The organism is Novosphingobium sp. BL-S-34, from assembly GCF_056857015.1.
This window is the reverse complement of the sequence record NZ_CM166472.1, coordinates 2,780,362-2,801,314: the sequence shown is the minus strand read 5'-3', so window position 1 is coordinate 2,801,314 and position 20,953 is coordinate 2,780,362. Positions and strand designations below refer to the sequence as shown.

The following is a 20,953-nucleotide window of genomic DNA, read 5'->3' as shown; positions in this document are numbered from 1 at the left end:
AAAACGATCACGTTCGATCACCAAAGTCAATCATAATTGGTCAGAACGCATTCGGGATTGAGGATGGTTGGAGAGCCATGACGGGTACGGGTACATTCATCGTCGTCGATATCGGCAAGACCCTCAGCAAGCTGACGCTGTGGACGCGGGGCGGCCGCATGCTCGACCGTCAGGTGCGCCCCAACGCCGCCTGCGAGCAGGACGGTCTGCGCGTTCTCGATGTCGAGGGTATCGGCCAATGGCTGCGCGCCACGCTGCGCGGCTGGTCGGGCCATCCGGTGGAGGCGATCATTCCCGTGGCGCACGGCGCAGGCTTCGCGGCGCTGGACGGCGCCGATGGCAATGGGGGCCTGCTGTTCCCCCCGCTCGACTACGAACAGGCCATCCCCGAAGACGTGATGGCGGACTACCGCCGCGAGCGTGACGCGTTCACTCTCACCGGCTCGCCCGCCCTGCCCGACGGTCTCAATCTGGGCACCCAGGTCTACTGGATGTCGCGCCGGTTCCCCGAGGAAATGGCCCGCGCCACGCTGGTGCCCTGGGCGCAGTACTGGGCCTGGTTCCTCACCGGCCGCACCGCCAGCGAAGTGACCAGCCTGGGCTGCCACACCGACCTCTGGTGCCCCGCCGATGCCCGGTTCTCGCCCATGTCCGAACGGTTCGGCTGGGCCGAACGCTTCGCGCCGGTCGTCAAGGCGAGCGACGTGGTGGGCACTCTCCGCGCCGATATCGCCGCCGAAACCGGCCTGCCCGCCACGGCACAAGTGCTCGCGGGCCTGCACGATTCGAACGCCGCCCTGCTCGCCGCCCGCGGTTTCGCCGAGATTGCACGGCAGGAAGCCACGATTCTCTCCACCGGCACCTGGTTCATCGCCATGCGCCTCGCTGCCGAGACGTTCTCGATCGCCGCGCTGCCCGAGGCGCGCGACACCCTGGTCAATGTCGACGCCTATGGCTGGCCGGTGCCTTCCGCGCGCTTCATGGGCGGGCGCGAGATCGAATCGATCATCCAGATCGACACCCGCCGCGTCGACATCCGCCCCGACCAGCCCCGGCTCATGGAGGCCGTGCCCGGCCTGCTCGCGCGCGGCACGATGATGATGCCCACTCTGGCGCCGGGCTTCGGACCCTTCCCTCACGGCACCGCCGAATGGGTCGACAAGCCCGAGGAATGGGCGGGAACCTGGTACGCCCGCCGCGCCGCGATCTGTCTCTATGCCGCGATGGTGGCGGATACTTCGCTCGACCTGATCGGCTCGAAGGAGCGGCTGCTGATCGAGGGCCGCTTCGCCGATGCCGAAGTCTTCGTACGCGCGCTGGCGGCACTGCGCCCCGACACCGAAGTCTATGTGGCCAACGCTCATAACGACGTGTCGTTCGGCGCCCTGCGGCTCATCAATCCGCTGCTGCAGGCGCAAGGCGGCCTGCGCCGGGTCGCGCCGCTCGAAGGCGATCTTGCCGCCTACCGCGCGAAATGGCGCGCGCATATGCGAGAGCTTGCCTGATGATCACCGCCTCGATCCCCGATTTCCGCGAGGCCGCCCGCCGCCGCCTGCCGCGCTTCCTGTTCGAATATATCGACGGCGGCTCCTATGCCGAAGCCACCTTGCGGCGGAACGTCTCCGACCTCGCCGACCTCGCCCTGCGCCAGCGGGTGCTGCGCGACGTGTCGCAGCTCGACCTCTCGACCGAGCTGTTCGGCCAGAAGCTGGCCCTGCCCGTCGCGCTCGCGCCGATCGGCCTTGCCGGCCTCAACGCCCGGCGCGGCGAGTGTCAGGCGGTGCGCGCGGCGGACAAGGCGGGCATTCCCTTCACGCTTTCCACCGTGGGCGCCTGCACCATCGGCGAAGTGGCATCGGCGGCGGCCAAGCCCTTCTGGTTCCAGCTCTACATGATCCGCGACCGCGCCTTCATGAAGGACCTGCTGGCGAAAGCAGTCGAGGCGGGCTGCTCCACCCTGGTCTTCACCGTCGACATGCCGGTGCCCGGCAGCCGCTACCGCGACTATCACACCGGCCTGGCCGGAACCGGCGGCCTGAAAGGCGCGGCCTGGCGCTTCGCGCAGGCGGCCGCGCGGCCCGCATGGGCCTGGGACGTCGGCATCCACGGCCGCCCGCACACGCTCGGCAATGTCGCCCCGGTGCTTCAGGGACGGACCGGCATCGAGGACTTCTTCGCCTGGATGCGGAACAACTTCGACCCCTCGATCAACTGGCGCGATCTCGATTTCATCCGCTCGGAATGGAAGGGGCCGCTGGTCATCAAGGGCATTCTCGACCCCGAGGATGCGAAGGAAGCCGCCGCGCTTGGCGCTGACGGCCTGGTCGTTTCCAACCACGGCGGCCGCCAGCTCGACGGCGTGCTCTCCAGCGCCCGCGCCCTGCCGCCCATCGCCGACGCCGTGGGAGACCGCATGACCGTGCTGGCCGACGGCGGCATCCGCTCCGGCCTCGACGTGGTGCGCATGCTCGCGCTCGGCGCCAAGGGCGTGCTGCTCGGCCGTGCCTGGGCCTGGGCGCTCGCCGCAGGGGGCGAGGCGGGCGTCACCAAGATGCTCAAATTGATCGAGGCCGAGATGCGCGTCGCCATGGCGCTCACCGGCACGACGAAAATCGCAGAGATCGACAGAACGATCCTGGCGGGAGGGACCTGACAATGACGGAAACCGCAGAGCAAGAGGACAACTGGCGCAACACCATACTCGCCGGCCTTGCCAACTATATCGACGCCGGCTCGATCGTCGCCGGCTCCGCCGCGCTCGCGCTGTGGCAGGAGAGCTATCACCTCTCCAACGACTTCGTCGGCCTGATCGCCGCCTTTGGCCCCAACGCCATCGGCGCGGGCGTGGGCGCGCTGATCGGGGGCTGGCTCTGCGACAAGCTGGGCCGCAAGAAGATCTACCAGTGGGACATGCTGATCTACGCGCTCGGCATGTCGATGCTGGTCTTCGCGGTGGCGCCCTGGATGATCGTCGTCGGCTTCCTGATCGTCGGCCTGGCCGTGGGCGCGGACATTCCCGCCAGCTGGTCGCTGATCGCGGAGCAGGCGCCGGACAACAAGCGCGGCAAGCATTCCGGCGTGGCGCAGGCGCTGTGGTATCTCGGCCCGGTCGTGGTCCTGCTGATGAGCCTGGCGCTAACCTCGCTCGGCGTCCTCGGCGCGCGGATCGTCTTCGCGCACCTCGTGGTGATCGCGCTGGGCCTCACCCTGCTGCGCTCGAAGATGAAGGAATCGGAGCGCTGGGTGGAGGCGCAGAAATCGGACGTGAAGCGCCCGCCCTTCTCCTCGCTGTTCAAGGGCAAGTATCTCACCTCGATCCTCGGCCTCGTGGGCATGTACGGGTTCTGGAACCTCTGGGCCGGCACCAACGGCTTCTTCTTCCCCTACATCCTGCGCACCATGGGCGCGGCCACCCAGGCGCAGAGCGTCGCCATCCAGGCGGTCTCGTTCTTCGTCGCCATGATCTCGGTCACGTTCGTGTTCATGCGCCTGTCGGACAAGGTGAACCAGCGCACGCTGTTCATCATCTCGGCCGTGATCCAGATCGCGGGCATGATGCTCCTGGCCATCCTGCCGCTGACGATCCCGGTCGCCCTGCTCTATGTGTTCCTGCTCCAGTTCGGCGGCGGCTTCGGCGCGCAGAGCTTCTTCCAGCTCTGGAGCTCGGAGATGTTCCCGACGATGCTGCGCTCCACCGCGCAGGGCGTCTGCTTCGCCATCGTGCGTATCTCGCTGGGCGTGTTCAGCTTCTTCGTGCCCATGCTCAATGCCACGGGCTTTACGAACCTGGCCTGGATTCTTACCGGCTTCCTTGTCATCAGCGGGATCATCGGCGCACTCTGGGCGCCCCGCAACGAAGGCAAGTCGCTGGAACAGCTCGAAGCGGAACAGGCCAATCCCGGCCTGGCTCCCCAGAAGGAAGCACAAGTCGCATGCACGCCGAGGAACGCGAACGCCTGATACTGGAGGCCGTCGCCGACACGGGCTTCGTGAGCTATCGCGCTCTCGAAGCCCAGCTCGACGCCTCGCCCGCAACGATCCGGCGCGACCTGACGCGGCTGGAGGAATCCGGCCGCATCCAGCGCGTCCATGGCGGCGCCAAGCTGCCGGAAGACGACAAGCCGGAAAACCCCCTGGGTCTGGCGGGCACGCCTTTCGAGCAGTCCATCACCCAGCACCTGCCCGCCAAGCAGGCCATCGGCCGCGCCGCGGCCAGGCTCTGCCGGCCGAGCGAGGGGATCATGATCGACGGGGGCACCACCACGCTCCAGATGTGCCCCTATCTCGACGGGCTGGACATGCAGGTGCTCACCAACTCGCTGCACATCGTCCACGCCCTGCTCCCCCAGACGGGAACGCGCGTGCTGCTGCCCTCGGGCACGGTGTTTCGCGAGCAGAACATCGTCCTGGCCCCGGCGGGCGAAGACTCGATGCCGCGCTTCCACGCGCCCAAGCTGTTCATGGGCGCGGCGGCGGTTGGCCCGCAGGGGGTGATGCAACAGGACGTGATCCTGGTCGCCGCCGAGCGCCGGTTCATGGACCGTGCGGAGGAAGTCGTGCTCCTCGTCGACAGCTCGAAGTTCCGCTCATCGTCGGGCGCGATCGTCTGCGGGTTGGACGAAGTGGATACCATCGTCACCGATGAAGGGATTCCGCAGGACATGGCGGATCGGCTGCGGGATCTCGGGGTTAAGTTGATTATCGCCTGAAGGCAGGAAGAAGGCCTGGGGGATGATCCCCCAGGACCTCAGAATTTGGCGGGCTTGGTGCGCGGCTTACCTTTGCGGGCGGCGCCGCGTTCGATGGTCTCCTGACGGGAATGGCACGCCAGCCCGATAGGGCAGCATGCCATGTTCCTCGTCATTGCGAGGAGGCGAAGCCGACGCGGCAATCCAGAGCCGCGCCAAGCCGCCCTGGATTGCTTCGCTGCGCTCCCAATTACGAAGTGCAGGCGTTCAAAGTGAATTCCGCTTCGCAATCCCGCCCAGCACCGCAGCGCTCGGCTTGGGCGTGCGGGCGAACGTGGTGCGATCCACGCTGCACAGGCCGAAGCGCGGCTTGTAGCCGAAGATCCACTCGTAATTGTCCAGCAGCGACCAGTGCATGTAGCCAAGCACCGGCACGCCGTCGTCCATCGCCTGCTTCAGCCCTTCGAGCGCCGCTGGAATGAAGCGCGCGCGCAGCGTATCGTCCTCGGTGCCGACGCCGTGTTCGGAAACCAGCACCGGAACCTTGGTCGCGGCGTGGACATAGCGCACCGCGCCCGCCAGAGACGGCGCCCAGACTTCGGTGCCGGACCAGTTGCGATCGGCGCTATCCGGCGCGGGCAGGCGGCCCTTGTCGTTCCAGACCGCGCGTTCGTAGTTCTGCACGCCGATGAAGTCGTCGCCCTTGGCGATCTCCAGCCAGTCGCCGTAAAGCTCGGCGCGGACCTTGTCGCGCATCGAGTTCTTGCCGGAAGCCTGGTCGTCCAGCACCGAGAGCGTGAAGCCCACCGGCAGATCGCCGCGCACGGCCTTGATCGCGGCGCGGGCGGCCTTGTGCCCGGCCATCTGGCCCCGGACGATGACATCCACGTCCTCGCGCCCGGCGACATTGGCGCAGAGGAAACGCTCGACGCCGAGCCGCTTGGTGGCGGCCTCCAGAGTCTGGCGCTGCATGTCCCATACCGGCGGGGGCAGGATGTTCTTGAGGATGAGCAGGATATTCGGCTCGTTCAGCGTCATGGCCATGGCGATATCGGCACCGATCGCGCGAGCCACCTTGTCGCAGTAACGGCCGAAGAGCTGGGCGGATTCCGGGTTGCTCCAGCCGCCCTGCGCGCTGAACCAGCGCGGCGCGGTGAAGTGGTTGAAAGTCACCAGCGGGGCCAGGCCGCGGGCGTGGCAGCCTTCGACGATCCGCTTGTAGTGATCGAGCATGGCCTGCGAGAACAGGCCCTTCTCCGGTTCGATCCGCGCCCATTCCACGCCGAAGCGGTAGGAGGTGAGGCCCAGCGACTTCACGATATCCAGATCGGTCGCCCAGAGTTCCAGGCTGTTCACGGCGTCGCCCGAAGGCTCCGCGAAGATGGTCGGCTTCTGGTTTTCGACGAACCAGAGGTCGGACGCCACATTGTTGCCTTCGATCTGGTGCGGCGCGGTGGCCGCGCCCCAGAGGAAGCCCTTGGGGAAGGCCGGGTCTGGACGCTTCGCGGCGGCGCGTGCCATGACCGGCGCGGCGGCGGCAAGTGCTCCAGCGGCGAGCAGGCTTCGGCGGTCGAGATTCGCAATCTTGGTCATCGGATGCCCCTCAGGAATGGTCGGCGAAGAAGGAAAGCAGTTCGTCGGACAGCCGGCGGTCGGACGTGCCGAGATGCATGGCCATCGAATAGTGGTTGTGCCCGGAGGCGTAGTGCGCGCGCGGCAGATGGCCGTGGCGGCCGAGGCGGGCTTGCAGGAGGCTGGCCCATTCGGCCTGGAAGCGCGGCGGGTCGAACTCCGCGCAGGCGACCATGAGCGGCAGGCTGGTCGCCATCACCGCGCCCATCGGCATGCGCAAGTCGTAGCAATCCTGCGGGCCGTAATAGAGCATGTCGCGCTCATCCAGCGGTGTGAACCCATAGAGCCCCGAAAGCAGCGCGGCCCCGCGCACCAGCTTGCCGTGATCCTCGCGCGCTTTCAGAAAGGCCGAGACATGGACCGCGCCCGCCGACGTGCCGAGCAGGAAGATCCGGTCCGGATCGCCGCCATGCCCGGCCACGTTCGCGCGCAGCCAATCGACCGCAAGGCTCACGTCCTCCGCGCCCGAAGGCCACATGTGCGCAGGCGCGAGGCGGTAGTTCATCACCGCGCCGATCAGCCCGTTCGCGGCCGCCCAGCGCCCGACATGGGCATTGGTCCAACCGCTTTCGCCGGCGCCCGCTTGTCCACCTTTGTCGCCAACGAGGAAGCCCCCGCCATGAACGAACAGCACCACCGGACGGGGATCGCCTCCCTGGCCATAGAGATCGAGGCGGTTGCGGGGATCGGGACCATAGGCGCAGTCGAGCGCGACCGGCGCGATCTCGGCGGCGAGCACCTGCTGCTCGGCCTGGAACAGACCCCGGCACGCCGCAACGACATCGGGACCCAGCTTCGTACCCATCGCGACGATGGCGCGTCCCGTTTCACGAGCGGTCATGCCACTTCACTCCCTCGATGCGCGAACAGGCGGGTCAGCGAGTAAGTCGTTCCGGCCACGCCCAGCCCGGTTCCATAGACCAGCTTGAGCACGAGCGCGACTGACCAGCCGATCTCGCGCCACGGCCCGAAAAGACCGATCGCGGCGAGAACCGCAGCGCTCGCCAGGCCCGCCAGCACGACGGTGAGAACGGTCCGCGCGATGAAGCCGCGGCTACCCGTGCGCACTCCGGTCTTGCGAAGACTGGCCGAAACCACCAGCAGCGGCACCAACGAGGACATCAGGGCGATGGCCGCGGCCTGCGGCGGGAAATCCAGCGCGAAATTGTTGGGCGCAGCGAAATGCAGCGGGCGGTTCGCAAAGCCGAAAACGCCGAAGAAGAACACCGCGCTCAGGACCAGATTGATCGCGCCGCTGGTCACTTGCTCACGCCGCAGCCGGGCGGCGATGTTCATGGCCGGCATCCGAGATCGAAGCTCTGGAGATCGCGCGCGAGATCGACCGTCCCGGCATAGCGCGCGGCGATTCCGGAGCGGATGGCGGGTTCGAACTGCGGCAATGGCCCCGGCGGGACCGCGAAGTGAGTCAGCACCACCCTGCCCACACCTGCGTCGGCGGCGATCTCGCCGATCGCTTCAGGCTTAAGGTGATGGGTGGAAAGGTGGCGCTCCATGCCGGCCAGCATCTCGGGCGAGGCGTCCTTGCGGCGCTGGCGGATTTCACCAAGCAGAGCGTCGAGGGCGATGATCTCGGTCACGAACATGTCGCTGCCCTTGGCCAGCGCAGTAACGGCAGCGCTTGGGCCGGTGTCGCCGGTATAGGTAATGCTGCGGGTGCCCAGCGCGAAACGGTAGCTGAGCGAGACGTTGGCCGCATCCGGCTTGCCGTCATGGTCGAAGTGACTGTTGGCGGCGGTCTTCACGCTCACGCCCTGCCCGAGGTCGAGTGCCTGACCACCCGCCAGTTCGATCACACGTACCGAGTCCGCCGGGCGCGGCGGCGGTGTGCCGAGACCGAAGCCGATGCTGCCCGGTGTCGCCAGCGAGGCGACGATGCCTTCCACCACCGCCCGCGTACCCGCCGGGCCGTAGACGGTCAGGACGCCGGGAAACTGGTTCATCCAGCGCAGGCCGATCACGGCGGCGAGGCCGCCGGTATGGTCGAGATGATTGTGGCTGATGAATACCGTGTCGATGGCGCCAAGGTCGAGCCCGATCCGGGCGAGCTGGTCCACCGTGCCGTCGCCCGTGTCGACAAGCATCCGGCGATCACCGATGGTTAGGAGATTGGCCGGTTCCGAGCGCTCGGCCGTAGGCACCGGACCGCCGGCCGTTCCCAGCGTCGTCCAGCGCAGCGCCGGGCAGGTCGTGGCCGCCAGCGCGGGAACGGCGGACATCGCCGCTACCGTAAGCGCCAGCGACGTCATTGCGCGTTGAACCTGCATCATCACCCCTCTGTTGGCCGCCTCTTGAGGGCGCCTCGATGAATTGGGCCGGGGCCTTGCGGACCCCGGCCGGATACGATCAGAACTTCGTTTCGGCCTGGACGCCGATCGTGCGACGGCCTTCGCGGGTGAGCCAGTTCACGTAAGCCCCCGAGTCCGCGAACGGCAGGTGGATGACCGAGGCGTGGAAGCGTTGGTCGAGCAGGTTGCGCACGAAGGCGCCGACCCGCCAGTTGCCGTCCGGATGGCCGATCCCCATGCTCAGGCCGATCGTGCCGTAGCCGTCCTGATAGGCATAGGCATTGGCCACCGCGTACTGCACGCGGCTGCGATAGTAGATATTGGCCGAGGTATCGAACTGGAGGCTGTCGTTGATCGGCAGCTTCACGTCCGCGCCCAGCGTGGCGCTGTACTTCGGCGCGCCCGACAGCGGCTCGCCCTTGGCCTGGACCAGGCTGGTGACGCCGTCGGCTGCCAGGAAGCAGGAATATCCGGCCTTCACGTCCTCGGGGCAGGCAGTCACGTAGTCGGTGAACTTGGTGTCCGAATACGTGAAGCCGCCGCTGAACGAGAGCACCGGGGTGACGCGCCAGGAGGCGTCGATCTCGAAGCCCTTGGCGGTGAAGCCACCGGCGTTCTCGGTAACGAATTCCACGCCGTTGAACACCGAGGTCTGGAGGTTCTTGTACTTGTCGTAGAACAGGTTGGCGTTGAAGGTCACCGCGCGGTCGAACAGCTGCGACTTGATGCCCACGGTGATGTCGCGGACGGTCTGCGGCTTCACGTTGGTGCGCGTGCCGGTCAGGCCGGTGAAGGTCACCGTCGGGCCGAGGTAACCGCGCGCGATGGTGCCGAACAGCATGACATCGGGCGTGATCTTGAACTCGGCACCGCCACGGCCCGACCACGAACCCTTCTTGGTGCTGCCGGTCTGGAGCGAAGTGGGCGTATAGGGCGTCACGAAGCCGGAACCGTCGGCAGCAGGCGTAGCCGGCGCGAAGTTGGGATCGATGATCGAGAAGTAGGACGCCTTCACCCAGTCGTACTGATAGCGCAGACCGCCGATCAGGCTGAACTGGTCGGAGACGTGGAACTTGCCGTCGAAGAAGCCGGCCAGCGAATCCGAGCGCGTCTGGGTGTTGCCCTGCCCGCCGGAGATGTTGACGATGAAGCTCTGGAACGGGTTGGCGGGACGAAGCTGGGCACGGTTGAAGTCGTTGTCGTCACCCACCTTGCGCCGCGAGGCATAGACGCCCGAAGTGAATTCGAGTTGGCTGCCGCTCGGCGAACTGATGCGCAGTTCCTGCGAGAGGAACGACTGGTCCGTGCCGGTCTGCTGCGCGGTGAAGACCGGAACGCTCGAACCGTCGATCGAGAAGACCTGCGGGCCTTCGTCGAGGCGGCGATAGGCGGTGATCGAGGTCAGGTTGTAATCGCCAAGCGCGTAGTTGATCTCCATCGACCCGCCGAAGTTCTGCTCCGAGCTGTACCCGGCGTAGTCCTCCACCGACTTGGTGTTGTCGAAGCCTGCCGTCACGCCGAGCGCGGTGAGGTTACCGAAGCGCGCGGCCATCAGCGGATTGGCGAAGCTGGGCAGGCGATTAAGCGTCCAGAGCTGGCCCGGGCCCTTGCGGCTGATTTTCGAATAGTCGCCGATCAGGTAGATCGAGAAATCGTCCGTGGGCTCATAGAGGAACTTGGCGCGGCCGCCGTAGCTTTCCTCGCCGCCCCAGGTCTCGTCCCGGTAGACGTTCTTGAGGAAGCCGTCGTTGCGGCGGTAGAAGCCGAACACGGCAAGCGCCGAATTCTGGGATACCGGCACGTTGACGCTGGCATTGGCGTTGACTTCGTTCAGCTGGGCATAGCTCAGGAAGGCCTTGCCGAAGAAATGCGAGGGATCGGGCTTCTTGGTGGTGATGTTGATGACGCCGGACGAGGCGTTCTTGCCGAACTGGGTGCCTTGCGGCCCCTTCAGCACTTCGACGCGCTCCAGGTCGCCAAGGCTGTTGATCGGGTTGCCGAAGGGAATGACGACGTTGTCGACCACGGTGCCGACGTTCTGCTCGGACGAGCTGGAGAAGCCGCCGGCCGAGCCTACGCCGCGCAGGCGGAAGCCGGAATCGTTGGGCGAGGATCCGAACTGCACGCCGGAGAACTGGTACTGGATATCGGTCAGCTTCTGGAAACCGCTCTCGGTGAGCTGGGCGCCGGAGATGGCGGAGACCGCGATCGGCACGTCCTGGAGACGCTCGGCGCGGCGGGAGGCGGTGACGATGATGTCGGTGCCGGAAACCTGCGGGGCCTCGGCTGCCTGAGGCGCGGCGGCCTGAGGGGTCTCCTGGGCCTGGGCGGAAACGCTGACGGCGCCCAGGGCGATGCCGGAAAGCAGGCTGAACTTGCTGATGGTGTTCATATTGGTCTCTCCCCAAACTGATTGTTTATAGCCGGTTTTTATGGCCGATTTTATGGATGCGACCCGTCAGGTCTCGTCGATGACGGGGTTGGAAAGGGTGCCGATCACGCCCACGGACACTTCGACCGTGTCGCCGGCCTTGAGGTAGAGCGGGGGCTTGCGCTTGTCGCCGACGCCGCCCGGGGTGCCGGTGGCGATCACATCGCCGGGCTTGAGGTCGGTGAAAGTCGAGCAATAGGCGATGACCGTGGGGATATCCCAGATCATGTCGGAGACCGGCTGGTCCTGCACCAGTTCGCCGTTCACGCGGGTCTGCACGCGCTGCGAGGCCAGGTCTTCCACGTCCGAAGCGGCCACCATCGAAGGGCCGAAGCCGCCGGTGCCGGGCCAGGTCTTGCCCGGCGTGAACTGGATGTTGTGGCGCTGCCAATCACGGATCGAGCCATCATTGAACGGCGCGAAACCGGCAACGTGCTCCCATGCGTTCTCGGGCGCGATGCGGCGGCCGCCCTTGCCGATCACGACCGCCAGTTCGCCCTCGTAGTCGAAGCGTTCGCTTTCGGGCGGGCGGACCATGGGCTCGCCATCGGCGATCAAGCTGTCGGCCCAGCGGGTGAAGATCGCCGGGTGTTCCTTCTGCTCGCGGCCGGTTTCGGCAACGTGGCTGGCGTAGTTGAGGCCGACGCAGAGGATCTTTTCGGGGTTCGGCACGACCGGCAACAGCTTCACCGCATCGGTGGCGAACTCGCCCGTCGCGGGCAGCGCGGCAAGGTCGCCTGCCAGCACGTCCTTCAGCCATGCGTCCGCACCGGATGCGCCGAGATCGATCACCTTGTCCCCTTCGAGGCGGCCGAAGCTCTTGCTGCCATCGGGACGTTCGAAGCTGATGTAACGGTTCATGCGTAGTCTCCCCTGCCCCCGCGTCTCGCGCGGCGGCGGTCAAATGGTCAGAGCGGTGCGGCTTCCCAGTCGCGGCGGAAGCGGAAGCGTTCCTCGGCGCGGCGAAGGCCATCGAAATCCTTGTCGGACACGCCCCACTGGTCGATGCGACCCGCGGGCCAGGTCCAGTCGTCCGGCGCGCCGACCTTGTAGTCTTCCGGCACTTTCTCCACGGCGGTCGAGAATTCGATCACCGGGCCGAACGGGGCGATGAAGTAGGCGTAGACATTGGCGCCAGGCCCGTGGCGGCCGGGGCCCCAGGCAGGCACCAGCGCATGGTCACGCAAGCGGCCGATCCCGCGCATCACCGCGTCCATGTCTTCCATCTCGAAAGCGACGTGGTTGAGCGAGGCGAAACCGGCGCGGGCGAAGGCGGTGGAGTGGTGGCTGTCGTTGCAGCGCACGAAGACCATGCCCTTGGTGCGGTCGGACACGCGGAAGCCCAGCACATCCTCCACCGCATCGCCGCAGGCTTCGGCATCGGCGGCATTGAACACGACATGGGTGAGCTTCACCGGCAGATCGCGCCCGGCGATCGGTTCGACTTCGGTAGCATCGACGAGGAAGCGCAGGATCGTGCCTTCGGGCAGTTCGACCAGCACACCCTGCCCGCCGCCGAGATCGTCGCTCGTGGTCGGGCTCGCCGTCCATCCGGCGGCAGCGACGCGGGCTTTCAGGGCTTCCAGTTCCTCGGCGGTGCAGACGAACGTGGTGGAGCGGACGAATTCGTCCTCCGACTTCTCGAACGCCACGAGGTAGGGAAACGGCCCGGAGCCGCGCAGGTACTGCGTATCGCCTTCAGCTTCCGCAGCAGCCATGCCCCAGATTTCGGTCATGAACGCGGCGGCGGCAGCCGGGTCGGGCAGCGCCAGTTCGATGCTGCGCAGTTTCATGCTTCGGTCTCCTGAGAGAGCCCTGCCGCGCGGATGCCGGCGCGGGCGCAGTCGGCATCACACTCGCCGGTGTCACCGCTGACGCCGACGGCGCCGATCAAAGTGCCGGCGGCATCGCGGATCACCACCCCACCCGGGGAGAACGCGATGCGGCCGCCGACGGCAGCGGTGACGCTTTGAAAGAACACCGGATTGCCCTTGGCCCGCTCGGCCAGGACGGCGGTATCCGCATCCATGCCAACGGCGCCTTCGGCCTTGGCTTTGGCAATGTCGAAACGGAAGAGGCTCGCCCCGTCCTCGCGCGCGAAAGCGACCGGGTGGGCGCCGGCGTCGAGCACGATCACCGCGAGTTGCTTGGCACCGCGGGCGCGTGCCTCGGCAAGCGTGGCGGTAACGATGGTCTGGGCCTGAGCCAGCGTGAGAGTCATGCGGCAAGCTCCTGATGGCTGAAAAGCTGCGCCGCGCGGGCGGCAAGCAGGTCTTCGGCGCTGTGGCTGGCGGTTCCGAAGACGTAATGGTCAGGGCGGATCAGCACAGCATCGACGCCGTGTTCATCCAGCCATGCGGTCACCGCGCCATTGTCCGGCAGGGTGCTGGCGGCGATGCGGGTCACGCCCTCGGCTTGTCCCGGCACCGCATCGTCGCGGACGAACAGGCGCCAGTCGCCGCCGGTCAGGTCGTCGAGCTTGCGGCCATCGGTGAGCACCGGCTGCACGAAGCGCGCACCTGCGCCGGTCGTGCCGGGCAGGACCACGCCTTCGGCAATCGCCGGGATCAGGTCATGCGCGGTCTCGCCGGACTTCTGCCGCGCTTCCTCGCGGATGCGGGCATCGCGCGCGGCGGCCTCGGCGGGATCGAGTTCGCAGATGTAGCGCCCGGCGGCAACGGCGGCACCGATCACCGCACGGACATGCGGGTCGCGCTCGGGCTGGTAGCTGTCGAGCACCGCAGCGTCGGCGCCTTGGTTGGCCACTGCGTCCATCTTCCACGCCAGATTGGCGACATCGCGCAGGCCATGGCACATGCCCTGCCCGAAGAACGGCGGCGTCTGGTGCGCGGCGTCACCGGCCAGGAACACGTTCCCGACCTGCCACTGGTGCGCGACCAGGCCGTGGAAACGATAAGTCGCGGCGCGCACGATCCTGTGCGGCACATCGGCCATCCACGCACCGACGAGTTCGGCCACCTTATCCGGTGCCGACATCGCGACATCGTCTTCACCGGGAAGCAGCATGAACTCCCACCGGCGATGATCGCGGCGGCCGGGAACCACGGTGGCGGGGCGCGAGGGATCGCACATCATCACCGAGAGGCGCTGGAGGTCGGCCCCCTCGGGCACGCCGGAGAGCGGCGGGAAGGAGACCGGGCCTTCGACCTCGGCATCGACGACGAGCCAGGGCTCCTCGAAATCGAGATCGTCCAGTCCGACGCCCAGCGCCTTGCGGACCGAACTGCGGGCGCCGTCGCAGGCAATCACCCAGCGGGCGGAGGTCCTGCGCGTTTCACCGTCCTCGCTATAGTCGACGGTAACGCCGCTCTCGTCCTGCGTCAGGCCGAGGAACGTCGCGCCGAGCACGAGTTCGACGTTGTCCCTGCCTGCAAAGCCTTCGCGCAAGTGCGCTTCGAGTTCGGGCTGGTAGAAGAAGTAGTCGTTGGCCCAGCCAAACGGGCGCGGCTTGCCCACGGTGCCCATGTAGCGGATCACCCCGTGGTCGGCGCCAACATGCAGGTGGCCGTCGGTGGCGATCATGTCGCCTTCCACCCGATCGATCACCCCGGCCGACTGGAACAGGCGCATCATCTCATGATCGAGATGGACCGCGCGCGGCAGCGGATAGTGTTCCAGTTCCCGTTCGAGAACCAGCACGTTGAGCCCTTTCAGGCCGAGAAGGTTCGCAGCCAGCGCGCCCACAGGGCCGCAGCCTACGACAACCACGTCGTACGACATCTTGTAAGCCCTTAATAAACCTGGTCTTCAGCTCGGTTCGATCTCGGCAGGCGCCTTATGGAGCACCCCGCCCTTCATGATCATCTTCAGCCGGTCCTTGTCCTGCAGGATCGCGACGTCCGCCGTGGGATCGCCGTCGACCAGCAGCAGGTCGGCCAGCCAGCCTTCCTTCACCAGCCCGACCTCAAGCCCCATCAGCTCGCCGCCATACTGGGTGGCGGAGCGCAGCGCCTCGGCAGGCGTGAAGCCGTAATGCTGGACGAAGTGCTCCAGATCGCGGGCGTTGCGGCCATGCGGATTGAACGGGAAGCCATAGTCGCCGCCGGTCAGGATGCGCACGCCGCGTGCCTTGAGTTCGGGCACCAGCTTGCCTTCCAGGCCCATGCGGACGTTGGCGCTGGCCTTCATGTGCGTCATGTCGACATGCGGCGGCGGATTGGCCTCGATCGCGGCGATGGAGACGCCGGGACCGGGTGCGTAGAAGAACTTGTCGTTGTCCGCCGCCATGCGATCGACGGTGGCGTCATCCGCGAAGGAGCAGTGGTAGAGCACGCGCGCGCCGGCATCGAGCGCGAGGCCGATGGCCTCGGGGGAATAGGTATGCGCTGCGATCCACAGGCCGGCCTCGCGCGCGGCCTCTCCGGCGGCTTCCAATTCCTCGCGGGTGTAGAGCACATCCATCGCCGAATTCGGCTTGAGCGCGTCCTCTCCGGAGACGACCAGCTTGATCGATTGGACGCCCTCGTCCTTGCAGTAAGCCACGAAATTGCGCATCGCCTCGGGCCCGCGCCCGTTGAACACGTCGCCGGTGTCGACGCCTTCGTCGCCTTCCGGGCTGCGTTCGAGGGTGGAGGGCACCATGCGCGGCCCGGGCGTCTCGCCGGCGGCGATGGCCTGCGCCAGTTCCGGCTCGATCATGTCGCCCAGCGCGCCGGCCGAGTAGATCGAGGTGAAGCCGTGGTCCAGCAGCACCCGCGCATTGCGCCAGGCAGCGACTTTCAACTCGTCGGCCGGGAGGATGAACTGGTGATAGATCTTCTCGACCGACGACCCCCAGGTGAGGTGCGTGTGGGAGTCGACCAGGCCGGGCATCAGCGTCATGCCGTGGCCATCGATTACGGTGTCGGCCTCTTCCCCCGCCAGCGCGTCTGCGCCAAGGGCCACGCGCTGGATGCGCTCGCCCTCGATCAGCACCGCACCGGCCTGCGGCGCGGAGCCGGTGCCGTCGAAAATGGAAACCTGGCGGATCAGGGTCCGCATCGCTCTCTCTCCCGCGCTTTGTCGTTCGGCCGGTTGCCGGCTTGAGAGAGGTTTTGCCCCCTATTGGCCCTCAAGTAAAATAATGAGTTTTCTATTTGCCATAGGTGCAAACTATGGAACGACGGGCAAGGCCTTCAGCATGGCTTCCGCCAAAGGAGAGAGCCTCCGCCGGGCGAGGCGCAGCACGCCGACGCTGCGTTCGAACACGGCTTCCTTGATGGCGATGGCCCGGATCGATCCGTCGGATGCGCCGTCGAGCGCCACCGTGCGCGGAAGCACCGTGACCCGGTCCGTCTCGCGCACGATCGCGCGGGTGGTGAGCAGCGAATCGCAGCGGATCGTGGTGCGCGGCACCGAGACGCCCGCGGCGATGAACAGCGCGTCGACCTGCCGGCGAAAGGCGCCGCGCGCCTCGGGCAGGACCCAGGGATAATGCTCGACATCGCGCAGGGACACGCTGTCACCCAGGTCCGCATGGCGCGGACCGACGATGAGCGCGAAGGGATCGCGGGCAGAGGTCACTTCCTCGACATCGGAAGGCACGTTCTGGATGCGGGTGGTGACGAAGGCCAGTTCGATCTCACCCTTGCGCAGCATGTCCAGCAATTGCTCATCGGGCCGCTCCACCGCGCTCAGCGCAAAGTCGCCTACGGCCTGCTCGACGCGCAGGATCGCGCCGGGCAGCAGCGTGAGCAGCGCGCCGGGCGTGCCGCCGATCCGCAGCGGACCGGCTATGCGGTGGCGCGCATGCTCGACATCGCTCACCGCGTCGGACAGCAACCGCGCCATGGCCTCTGCCGGGCGGCGCAGCACTTCCCCCTCCCGGGTAAGCACGATGCCGCCGCGCCGCCGCTCGAACAGGACGACGCCGAGCCGCCGCTCCAGCAGGGCGATGGTGTTGGAGACGGAGGGCTGCGAAAGGTTCAGCATCCGCGCGGCGGCACTGATCGAGCCGGTCTCGCAGACGATGCGAAAGGTCATCAGGGCGCGGGGATCTATGGCCGGCATGCGCGCCAGCGGCAGGGAGGAAGCGGGTTCGTCCGTCATTCAGTGTTCCTCTCGTCGGCCCTGCTGGACCTTGCGGCGACTTCGACTTCGCCGCTCTCCTGGCCGCCCCCCCGCCGAACGGATTGCTGCTGCTGTCGAGAAACGGAACCTGAAAGGGGCCGGGACGGCGAGCCCGGTTCCGCGACGCGATCGCCGCGTCCTAGATCTGCCGCTTTTCCAGCTTGCGCGCGAGCGTGCGGCGATGGAGGCCGAGGCGGCGGGCGGCCTCGGAGATGTTGAATTCGCATTCGACGAGGGTGCGGTGGATATATTCCCACTCCAGCGTCTTGATCGAACTGCGCCGGCCGTCGACCGGCACACTCGCATCGCCCTCGCCGCTGGTGAAGGCGGCCTCGATGTCGTCGGTGTTCGAAGGCTTGGCCAGATAGTGCGAGGCGCCGAGCTTGATCGCCTCCACCGCGGTCGCGATCGAGGCATAGCCTGTCAGCACGACGATGCGGGTTCCCGGCGAGCGGGCGTGGAGAGACTGCACCACGGCCAGCCCCGAGGATGCCCCGAGCTTGAGATCGACCACGGCATAGTCGAAGACTTCGTCCACGCTCAGCGTCTCGGCCTCGTCCGGGCTGCCCGCCGAACTGACGCGGTAGCCGCGCCGCTCGAAGGAACGGCGCAAGGTGCGCGCGAAAGTGGGATCGTCCTCGACGATCAGCAAGCTGGCACCGCCGGGCTCGTTCGCAACTGTTTCCGTCATCATGCCCCGGCTGTGTCCTCGCCCTTCCTGGGCTCGTAGGCCAGTGTAGCAAGGGGAATCGCAAGTTGCACCCTTGCCCCGCCATCGGCGAGATTGTCGACCGCAACCTTGCCGCCGAGCTTGCGGATCACGTTGACGACCAGGAACAGCCCCAGCCCCCCGCCGTCGCGCCCCTTGGTCGAGGCATAAGGCTGGCCGACCCGCGGCAGCATGTCGGGCGCGAAGCCGGGTCCACGATCGCTGACGGTCAGGACCAGCCCGCCATGGTCCACCCGCGCCTCGATCACGACGAGGCCGGGCGAGACTTCCACGGCATTGTCGATCACGTTGCCGATCACCTGCCGCAGGCCGGGATCGGACACGATCGAGCGGTCTTCCTCGATGCGGTCGATGAAGCGCAGTTCGCCGGGCATGCGGGCACGCCATTCCTCCACGATCTCGCCCAGGAAGCCGCGCAGGGTCGTGACGGCCGGGTCGATGCCGCGGATCTCGCCGGCCGACATCAGGATGCCGCTGACGATGTTCTTGCAGCGCGCCAATTCGCGGCGCACGTCGGCGAGGTCGGCTGCCATGTCGGGATCGTCGGCAATGCCCGGCTGGCGCGCCCAGTCGCCCAGGATCACCGAGATCGACGACAGCGGCGTGCCCAGTTCATGCGCCGCGCCCGATGCGAGCAGGCCCATGCGGATGATATGGTCTTCCTCCACCGCCTGCTGGCGCAGCGCGGCGATCTTGGCGTCGCTCTCGCGCCGCGTGAAGTCCAGCCGCGCCACGAAGACGATCAGCAGCACCGCAGCCAGCACGAAACAGAACAGGCTGCCGTAGATGTAGAGTTCGAAGGGATGCTGGGCGTAGCGCTCGGGCAATTGCAGCGGCACGTAGAAATAGGTCAGCAGCAGCATGCAGAGGCAGGCGTTGATCGCGACCAGCGAACTCCAGCGCAAGTCGAGGATCACCGCGGCGATCACGATCTGGAGCAGGAACAGGAAAGTGAAGGGATTGGTCGCGCCGCCGCTGTGGTAAAGCTGCCAGCAGAGCGCGATCACGTCCACCATCAGCGCCGAGAACAGCTCGCCTTGCGTGAAGTCCCGCCGCCGCAGCACCACGCTGGCAGACGCGAGATTGACCACGATCAGCAGCAGCGGCGCCAGCAGCAGCGGCGCCAGCTCCAGCTTGACCCCCAGCCCTTGCGACACGATCACGATCGTCGCCAGCTGGCCGAAGACCGCCGTCCAGCGAAGCTGGGTAAGCAGCACGACATTGGCGCGGCTGGCCGATCCTCCGGGCAGTCCGTGCGGGGCGAACAGCTCTATCAGGCGGTCCATCGCCCGCGCCGCCAGACGAAGATCAGCGCCATGACCGACATGGCCGCCATGGCGAACCACGTCAGCGCATAGCTCAGGTGGCTGTCGGGGAAGTGGACCTGGGTGAGACCGGGCACCGGGCGCAGGCCCTCCACCGGGGCGGCCTGCTCGACTTGCGCGTCGATGAAGGCCGGTGCGACCGCGCCGATCCCGCGCACCAGCGCCAGCGCCTTCACATCGCGCGAATACCAGCGGTCGGCGGCGGGCTGGTTGGACTGGAGCACGCTGCCGCCCGGCTCGGTGGGGCGAAGCAGGCCGGTCACTTCGACGGGGCCCGGCGGGGTCGTGGCCGCAGCGGCCTCTCGCCGGGTACCGGCGGGCACGAAGCCGCGGTTGATCCAGACCTGCCGACCTTCGGCGGTCCTGATCGGCGTCATGGTCCAGTAGCCGGTGCCGAGTTCGGTGGCCGCCCGCACGAGCGAGGTTGCCCCCGCCTCGTAGCTGCCGGAAATCCTCACCCGCAGGTAATCGAGATCGCGCGTGCCCTCGCCGGTCGCGCCGGCGTCGTTCAAGCGCGCATCGTCAGGAACCGCGACCGGGGCCGCGTGGACGCGGGCCTCGACACGGGCGATCAGCGCGTGTTTCCAGTGCATGCGCTGCACCTGCCACACGCCGAGCGCCGCGAACATCGCGAATGCCAGCAACAGAAACGCGGCGAGCCCCCAGGGCCGCCGCGCTTCCGCTTGATCCGTTACTGTCCGCATTGCTTCGGTCAGGTTGGTATCGTTCATTTCGCCTCGATCACGACGAGAGTCAGGGCAACTGGCCCATGTCGTGGGCGGTCATCGGCATCATGTTGTGGTTCAGGTGGTACATCACCCAAAGCGAGCCGGAAAGCGTGATCACGAGAATGACGATCGTGAAGATCAGCGCCATGACCGTCCAGCCGTTCTCGGCCTTCGTGTTCATGTGCAGGAAGTAGATCATGTGGACCACGATCTGCACCGCGGCGAAAGCCATGATGACCAATGCCGTGGTCGACTTGTCGGCGATCGCGCCGGTCATCACCAGCCAGAACGGAATGGCGGTGAGGATGACCGAGAGGATGAAGCCGATCACATAGTCGCGGAGCGAACCGTGGCTGCCGTGATCGTCGTCGAGATGGTGGTTGGGGTGAACGTGGTCGCTCATCACAGCATTCCCATGAGATAGACAAAGGTGAAGACGCCGATCCAGATCACGTCGAGGAAGTGCCAGAACAGCGAAAGGCACATCAGGCGGCGCTTGTTGGCCGGGATCAGGCCCTTCTTGCCGATCTGGACGACCAGCGTGAACAGCCAGACCAGGCCGAACGTGACGTGAAGGCCGTGCGTGCCCACCAGCGAGAAGAACGCGGTGAGGAAGCCCGAGCGCATCGGCGTCGCGCCCTCATGGATGAGGTTGGCGAATTCGTAGAGTTCGATCGCGAGGAACGAGGCGCCGAACACGGCGGTCACGAGCAGCCAGAGCTGCGTCGCGCCCTTCTTGTCCTTTTCCATGGCGAGCATGGCGAAGCCGTAGGTGATCGAGGAGAACAGCAGCATCGCCGTGTTCACCGCCACCAGCGGCAGTTCGAACAGGTCCTTCGGTCCCGGCCCTGCCGCGAAGCTGCCGCCGAGCACACCGTAAGCGGCGAACAGCATCGCGAAGATGAGGCAGTCGCTCATCAGGTACATCCAGAAGCCCAGCATGGTGCTGCCGCCTTCGGGATGGTCGTGCTCGTTCAGGTCGTAGAAGGCGGCCTGAAGTTGCGGCTGGGACAGTTCCGTCTTGATTGCAGTCGCAGTCATCGA

General features: G+C 66.8%; 20 protein-coding genes. 4 read left to right on the top strand and 16 right to left on the bottom strand.

The genetic code is table 11. The annotated features are described in order from the left end of the window. Positions 1-77: 77 nt before the first annotated feature. The 4 genes from AC1VV3_RS13420 to AC1VV3_RS13405 are packed head-to-tail and all read left to right on the top strand — an operon-like array spanning position 78 to position 4,709. Positions 78-1,505 carry an FGGY-family carbohydrate kinase gene (locus AC1VV3_RS13420; protein ID WP_132261684.1) on the top strand — a complete coding sequence of 476 codons (1,428 nt, stop codon included), beginning with the start codon at positions 78-80 and terminating at the stop codon, positions 1,503-1,505. Continuing rightward, complete coding sequence (gene lldD / locus AC1VV3_RS13415; RefSeq protein ID WP_132261682.1) at positions 1,505-2,653, top strand: FMN-dependent L-lactate dehydrogenase LldD; 1,149 nt, start codon at positions 1,505-1,507, stop codon at positions 2,651-2,653. The genes AC1VV3_RS13420 and lldD overlap by 1 nt, the downstream gene beginning before the upstream one ends. 2 nt (positions 2,654-2,655) lie before the next feature. Further along, positions 2,656-3,960, top strand: a complete 1,305-nt coding sequence (locus AC1VV3_RS13410) for an MFS transporter (RefSeq protein WP_132261680.1) — start codon at positions 2,656-2,658, stop codon at positions 3,958-3,960. Further along, complete coding sequence (locus tag AC1VV3_RS13405) at positions 3,933-4,709, top strand: DeoR/GlpR family DNA-binding transcription regulator (protein ID WP_431568656.1); 777 nt, start codon at positions 3,933-3,935, stop codon at positions 4,707-4,709. Before AC1VV3_RS13410 ends, AC1VV3_RS13405 begins: the two co-directional genes overlap by 28 nt. A 246-nt stretch (positions 4,710-4,955) precedes the next feature. Here the strand turns inward: AC1VV3_RS13405 and AC1VV3_RS13400 are convergent, their stop codons facing one another. From AC1VV3_RS13400 to cyoC, 16 genes are all read right to left on the bottom strand, one after another. Then, positions 4,956-6,281, bottom strand: a complete 1,326-nt coding sequence (locus tag AC1VV3_RS13400) for a family 1 glycosylhydrolase (protein ID WP_132261677.1) — start codon at positions 6,279-6,281, stop codon at positions 4,956-4,958. A 10-nt stretch (positions 6,282-6,291) separates the two neighbouring features. Further along, entirely contained in the window at positions 6,292-7,161 is an 870-nt protein-coding gene (locus AC1VV3_RS13395; RefSeq protein WP_431568655.1) for an alpha/beta hydrolase, read from the bottom strand. Beyond that, complete coding sequence (locus tag AC1VV3_RS13390; protein WP_431568654.1) at positions 7,158-7,616, bottom strand: hypothetical protein; 459 nt, start codon at positions 7,614-7,616, stop codon at positions 7,158-7,160. The genes AC1VV3_RS13395 and AC1VV3_RS13390 overlap by 4 nt, the downstream gene beginning before the upstream one ends. Beyond that, positions 7,613-8,605 (bottom strand): MBL fold metallo-hydrolase, encoded by a 993-nt coding sequence (locus tag AC1VV3_RS13385; RefSeq protein WP_431568653.1) that lies wholly within the window; start codon positions 8,603-8,605, stop codon positions 7,613-7,615. Before AC1VV3_RS13385 ends, AC1VV3_RS13390 begins: the two co-directional genes overlap by 4 nt. 79 nt (positions 8,606-8,684) lie before the next feature. Beyond that, positions 8,685-11,018: a TonB-dependent receptor gene (locus tag AC1VV3_RS13380; protein WP_431568652.1), complete on the bottom strand. Its 2,334-nt coding sequence runs from the start codon at positions 11,016-11,018 to the stop codon at positions 8,685-8,687. A gap of 66 nt (positions 11,019-11,084) precedes the next feature. Beyond that, positions 11,085-11,918: a fumarylacetoacetate hydrolase family protein gene (locus tag AC1VV3_RS13375; RefSeq protein WP_431568651.1), complete on the bottom strand. Its 834-nt coding sequence runs from the start codon at positions 11,916-11,918 to the stop codon at positions 11,085-11,087. Positions 11,919-11,965: 47 nt separating this feature from the next. Then, a complete protein-coding gene (locus AC1VV3_RS13370; protein WP_431568650.1) occupies positions 11,966-12,850 on the bottom strand; it encodes a VOC family protein in 885 nt (294 codons plus the stop codon). After that, positions 12,847-13,278, bottom strand: a complete 432-nt coding sequence (locus tag AC1VV3_RS13365) for a GlcG/HbpS family heme-binding protein (RefSeq protein ID WP_431568649.1) — start codon at positions 13,276-13,278, stop codon at positions 12,847-12,849. Before AC1VV3_RS13365 ends, AC1VV3_RS13370 begins: the two co-directional genes overlap by 4 nt. Continuing rightward, entirely contained in the window at positions 13,275-14,798 is a 1,524-nt protein-coding gene (locus tag AC1VV3_RS13360; RefSeq protein WP_482961913.1) for a bifunctional 3-(3-hydroxy-phenyl)propionate/3-hydroxycinnamic acid hydroxylase, read from the bottom strand. Before AC1VV3_RS13360 ends, AC1VV3_RS13365 begins: the two co-directional genes overlap by 4 nt. Positions 14,799-14,825: 27 nt before the next feature. Next, the gene (locus tag AC1VV3_RS13355; protein ID WP_431568647.1) at positions 14,826-16,058 is read right to left on the bottom strand and encodes an amidohydrolase family protein; all 1,233 of its coding nucleotides are present in this window, start codon (positions 16,056-16,058) and stop codon (positions 14,826-14,828) included. Positions 16,059-16,169: 111 nt separating this feature from the next. Continuing rightward, positions 16,170-17,105 carry a LysR family transcriptional regulator gene (locus tag AC1VV3_RS13350; protein ID WP_243841118.1) on the bottom strand — a complete coding sequence of 312 codons (936 nt, stop codon included), beginning with the start codon at positions 17,103-17,105 and terminating at the stop codon, positions 16,170-16,172. A 160-nt stretch (positions 17,106-17,265) separates the two neighbouring features. Continuing rightward, positions 17,266-17,820 (bottom strand): response regulator transcription factor, encoded by a 555-nt coding sequence (locus AC1VV3_RS13345; protein WP_431568646.1) that lies wholly within the window; start codon positions 17,818-17,820, stop codon positions 17,266-17,268. Beyond that, a complete protein-coding gene (locus AC1VV3_RS13340) occupies positions 17,817-19,142 on the bottom strand; it encodes an ATP-binding protein (protein ID WP_132261660.1) in 1,326 nt (441 codons plus the stop codon). Before AC1VV3_RS13340 ends, AC1VV3_RS13345 begins: the two co-directional genes overlap by 4 nt. After that, positions 19,130-19,912, bottom strand: coding sequence for an SURF1 family protein (locus AC1VV3_RS13335; protein WP_431568645.1), 783 nt, complete (start codon positions 19,910-19,912; stop codon positions 19,130-19,132). Before AC1VV3_RS13335 ends, AC1VV3_RS13340 begins: the two co-directional genes overlap by 13 nt. A gap of 22 nt (positions 19,913-19,934) precedes the next feature. Next, complete coding sequence (gene cyoD, locus AC1VV3_RS13330; protein WP_208324890.1) at positions 19,935-20,312, bottom strand: cytochrome o ubiquinol oxidase subunit IV; 378 nt, start codon at positions 20,310-20,312, stop codon at positions 19,935-19,937. Then, the gene (gene cyoC, locus AC1VV3_RS13325; RefSeq protein WP_132261656.1) at positions 20,312-20,950 is read right to left on the bottom strand and encodes a cytochrome o ubiquinol oxidase subunit III; all 639 of its coding nucleotides are present in this window, start codon (positions 20,948-20,950) and stop codon (positions 20,312-20,314) included. Before cyoC ends, cyoD begins: the two co-directional genes overlap by 1 nt. Positions 20,951-20,953: the final 3 nt, after the last annotated feature.

Bases quoted from the DNA above. Each gene is read 5' to 3' on its own strand.
- AC1VV3_RS13420 (WP_132261684.1), top strand. From the start codon at position 78: ATGACGGGTACGGGTACATTCATCGTCGTCGATATCGGCAAGACCCTC.
- lldD (WP_132261682.1), top strand. From the start codon at position 1,505: ATGATCACCGCCTCGATCCCCGATTTCCGCGAGGCCGCCCGCCGCCGC.
- AC1VV3_RS13410 (WP_132261680.1), top strand. From the start codon at position 2,656: ATGACGGAAACCGCAGAGCAAGAGGACAACTGGCGCAACACCATACTC.
- AC1VV3_RS13405 (WP_431568656.1), top strand. From the start codon at position 3,933: ATGCACGCCGAGGAACGCGAACGCCTGATACTGGAGGCCGTCGCCGAC.
- AC1VV3_RS13400 (WP_132261677.1), bottom strand. From the start codon at position 6,281: ATGACCAAGATTGCGAATCTCGACCGCCGAAGCCTGCTCGCCGCTGGA.
- AC1VV3_RS13395 (WP_431568655.1), bottom strand. From the start codon at position 7,161: ATGACCGCTCGTGAAACGGGACGCGCCATCGTCGCGATGGGTACGAAG.
- AC1VV3_RS13390 (WP_431568654.1), bottom strand. From the start codon at position 7,616: ATGAACATCGCCGCCCGGCTGCGGCGTGAGCAAGTGACCAGCGGCGCG.
- AC1VV3_RS13385 (WP_431568653.1), bottom strand. From the start codon at position 8,605: ATGCAGGTTCAACGCGCAATGACGTCGCTGGCGCTTACGGTAGCGGCG.
- AC1VV3_RS13380 (WP_431568652.1), bottom strand. From the start codon at position 11,018: ATGAACACCATCAGCAAGTTCAGCCTGCTTTCCGGCATCGCCCTGGGC.
- AC1VV3_RS13375 (WP_431568651.1), bottom strand. From the start codon at position 11,918: ATGAACCGTTACATCAGCTTCGAACGTCCCGATGGCAGCAAGAGCTTC.
- AC1VV3_RS13370 (WP_431568650.1), bottom strand. From the start codon at position 12,850: ATGAAACTGCGCAGCATCGAACTGGCGCTGCCCGACCCGGCTGCCGCC.
- AC1VV3_RS13365 (WP_431568649.1), bottom strand. From the start codon at position 13,278: ATGACTCTCACGCTGGCTCAGGCCCAGACCATCGTTACCGCCACGCTT.
- AC1VV3_RS13360 (WP_482961913.1), bottom strand. From the start codon at position 14,798: ATGTCGTACGACGTGGTTGTCGTAGGCTGCGGCCCTGTGGGCGCGCTG.
- AC1VV3_RS13355 (WP_431568647.1), bottom strand. From the start codon at position 16,058: ATGCGGACCCTGATCCGCCAGGTTTCCATTTTCGACGGCACCGGCTCC.
- AC1VV3_RS13350 (WP_243841118.1), bottom strand. From the start codon at position 17,105: ATGACGGACGAACCCGCTTCCTCCCTGCCGCTGGCGCGCATGCCGGCC.
- AC1VV3_RS13345 (WP_431568646.1), bottom strand. From the start codon at position 17,820: ATGATGACGGAAACAGTTGCGAACGAGCCCGGCGGTGCCAGCTTGCTG.
- AC1VV3_RS13340 (WP_132261660.1), bottom strand. From the start codon at position 19,142: ATGGACCGCCTGATAGAGCTGTTCGCCCCGCACGGACTGCCCGGAGGA.
- AC1VV3_RS13335 (WP_431568645.1), bottom strand. From the start codon at position 19,912: ATGAACGATACCAACCTGACCGAAGCAATGCGGACAGTAACGGATCAA.
- cyoD (WP_208324890.1), bottom strand. From the start codon at position 20,312: ATGAGCGACCACGTTCACCCCAACCACCATCTCGACGACGATCACGGC.
- cyoC (WP_132261656.1), bottom strand. From the start codon at position 20,950: ATGACTGCGACTGCAATCAAGACGGAACTGTCCCAGCCGCAACTTCAG.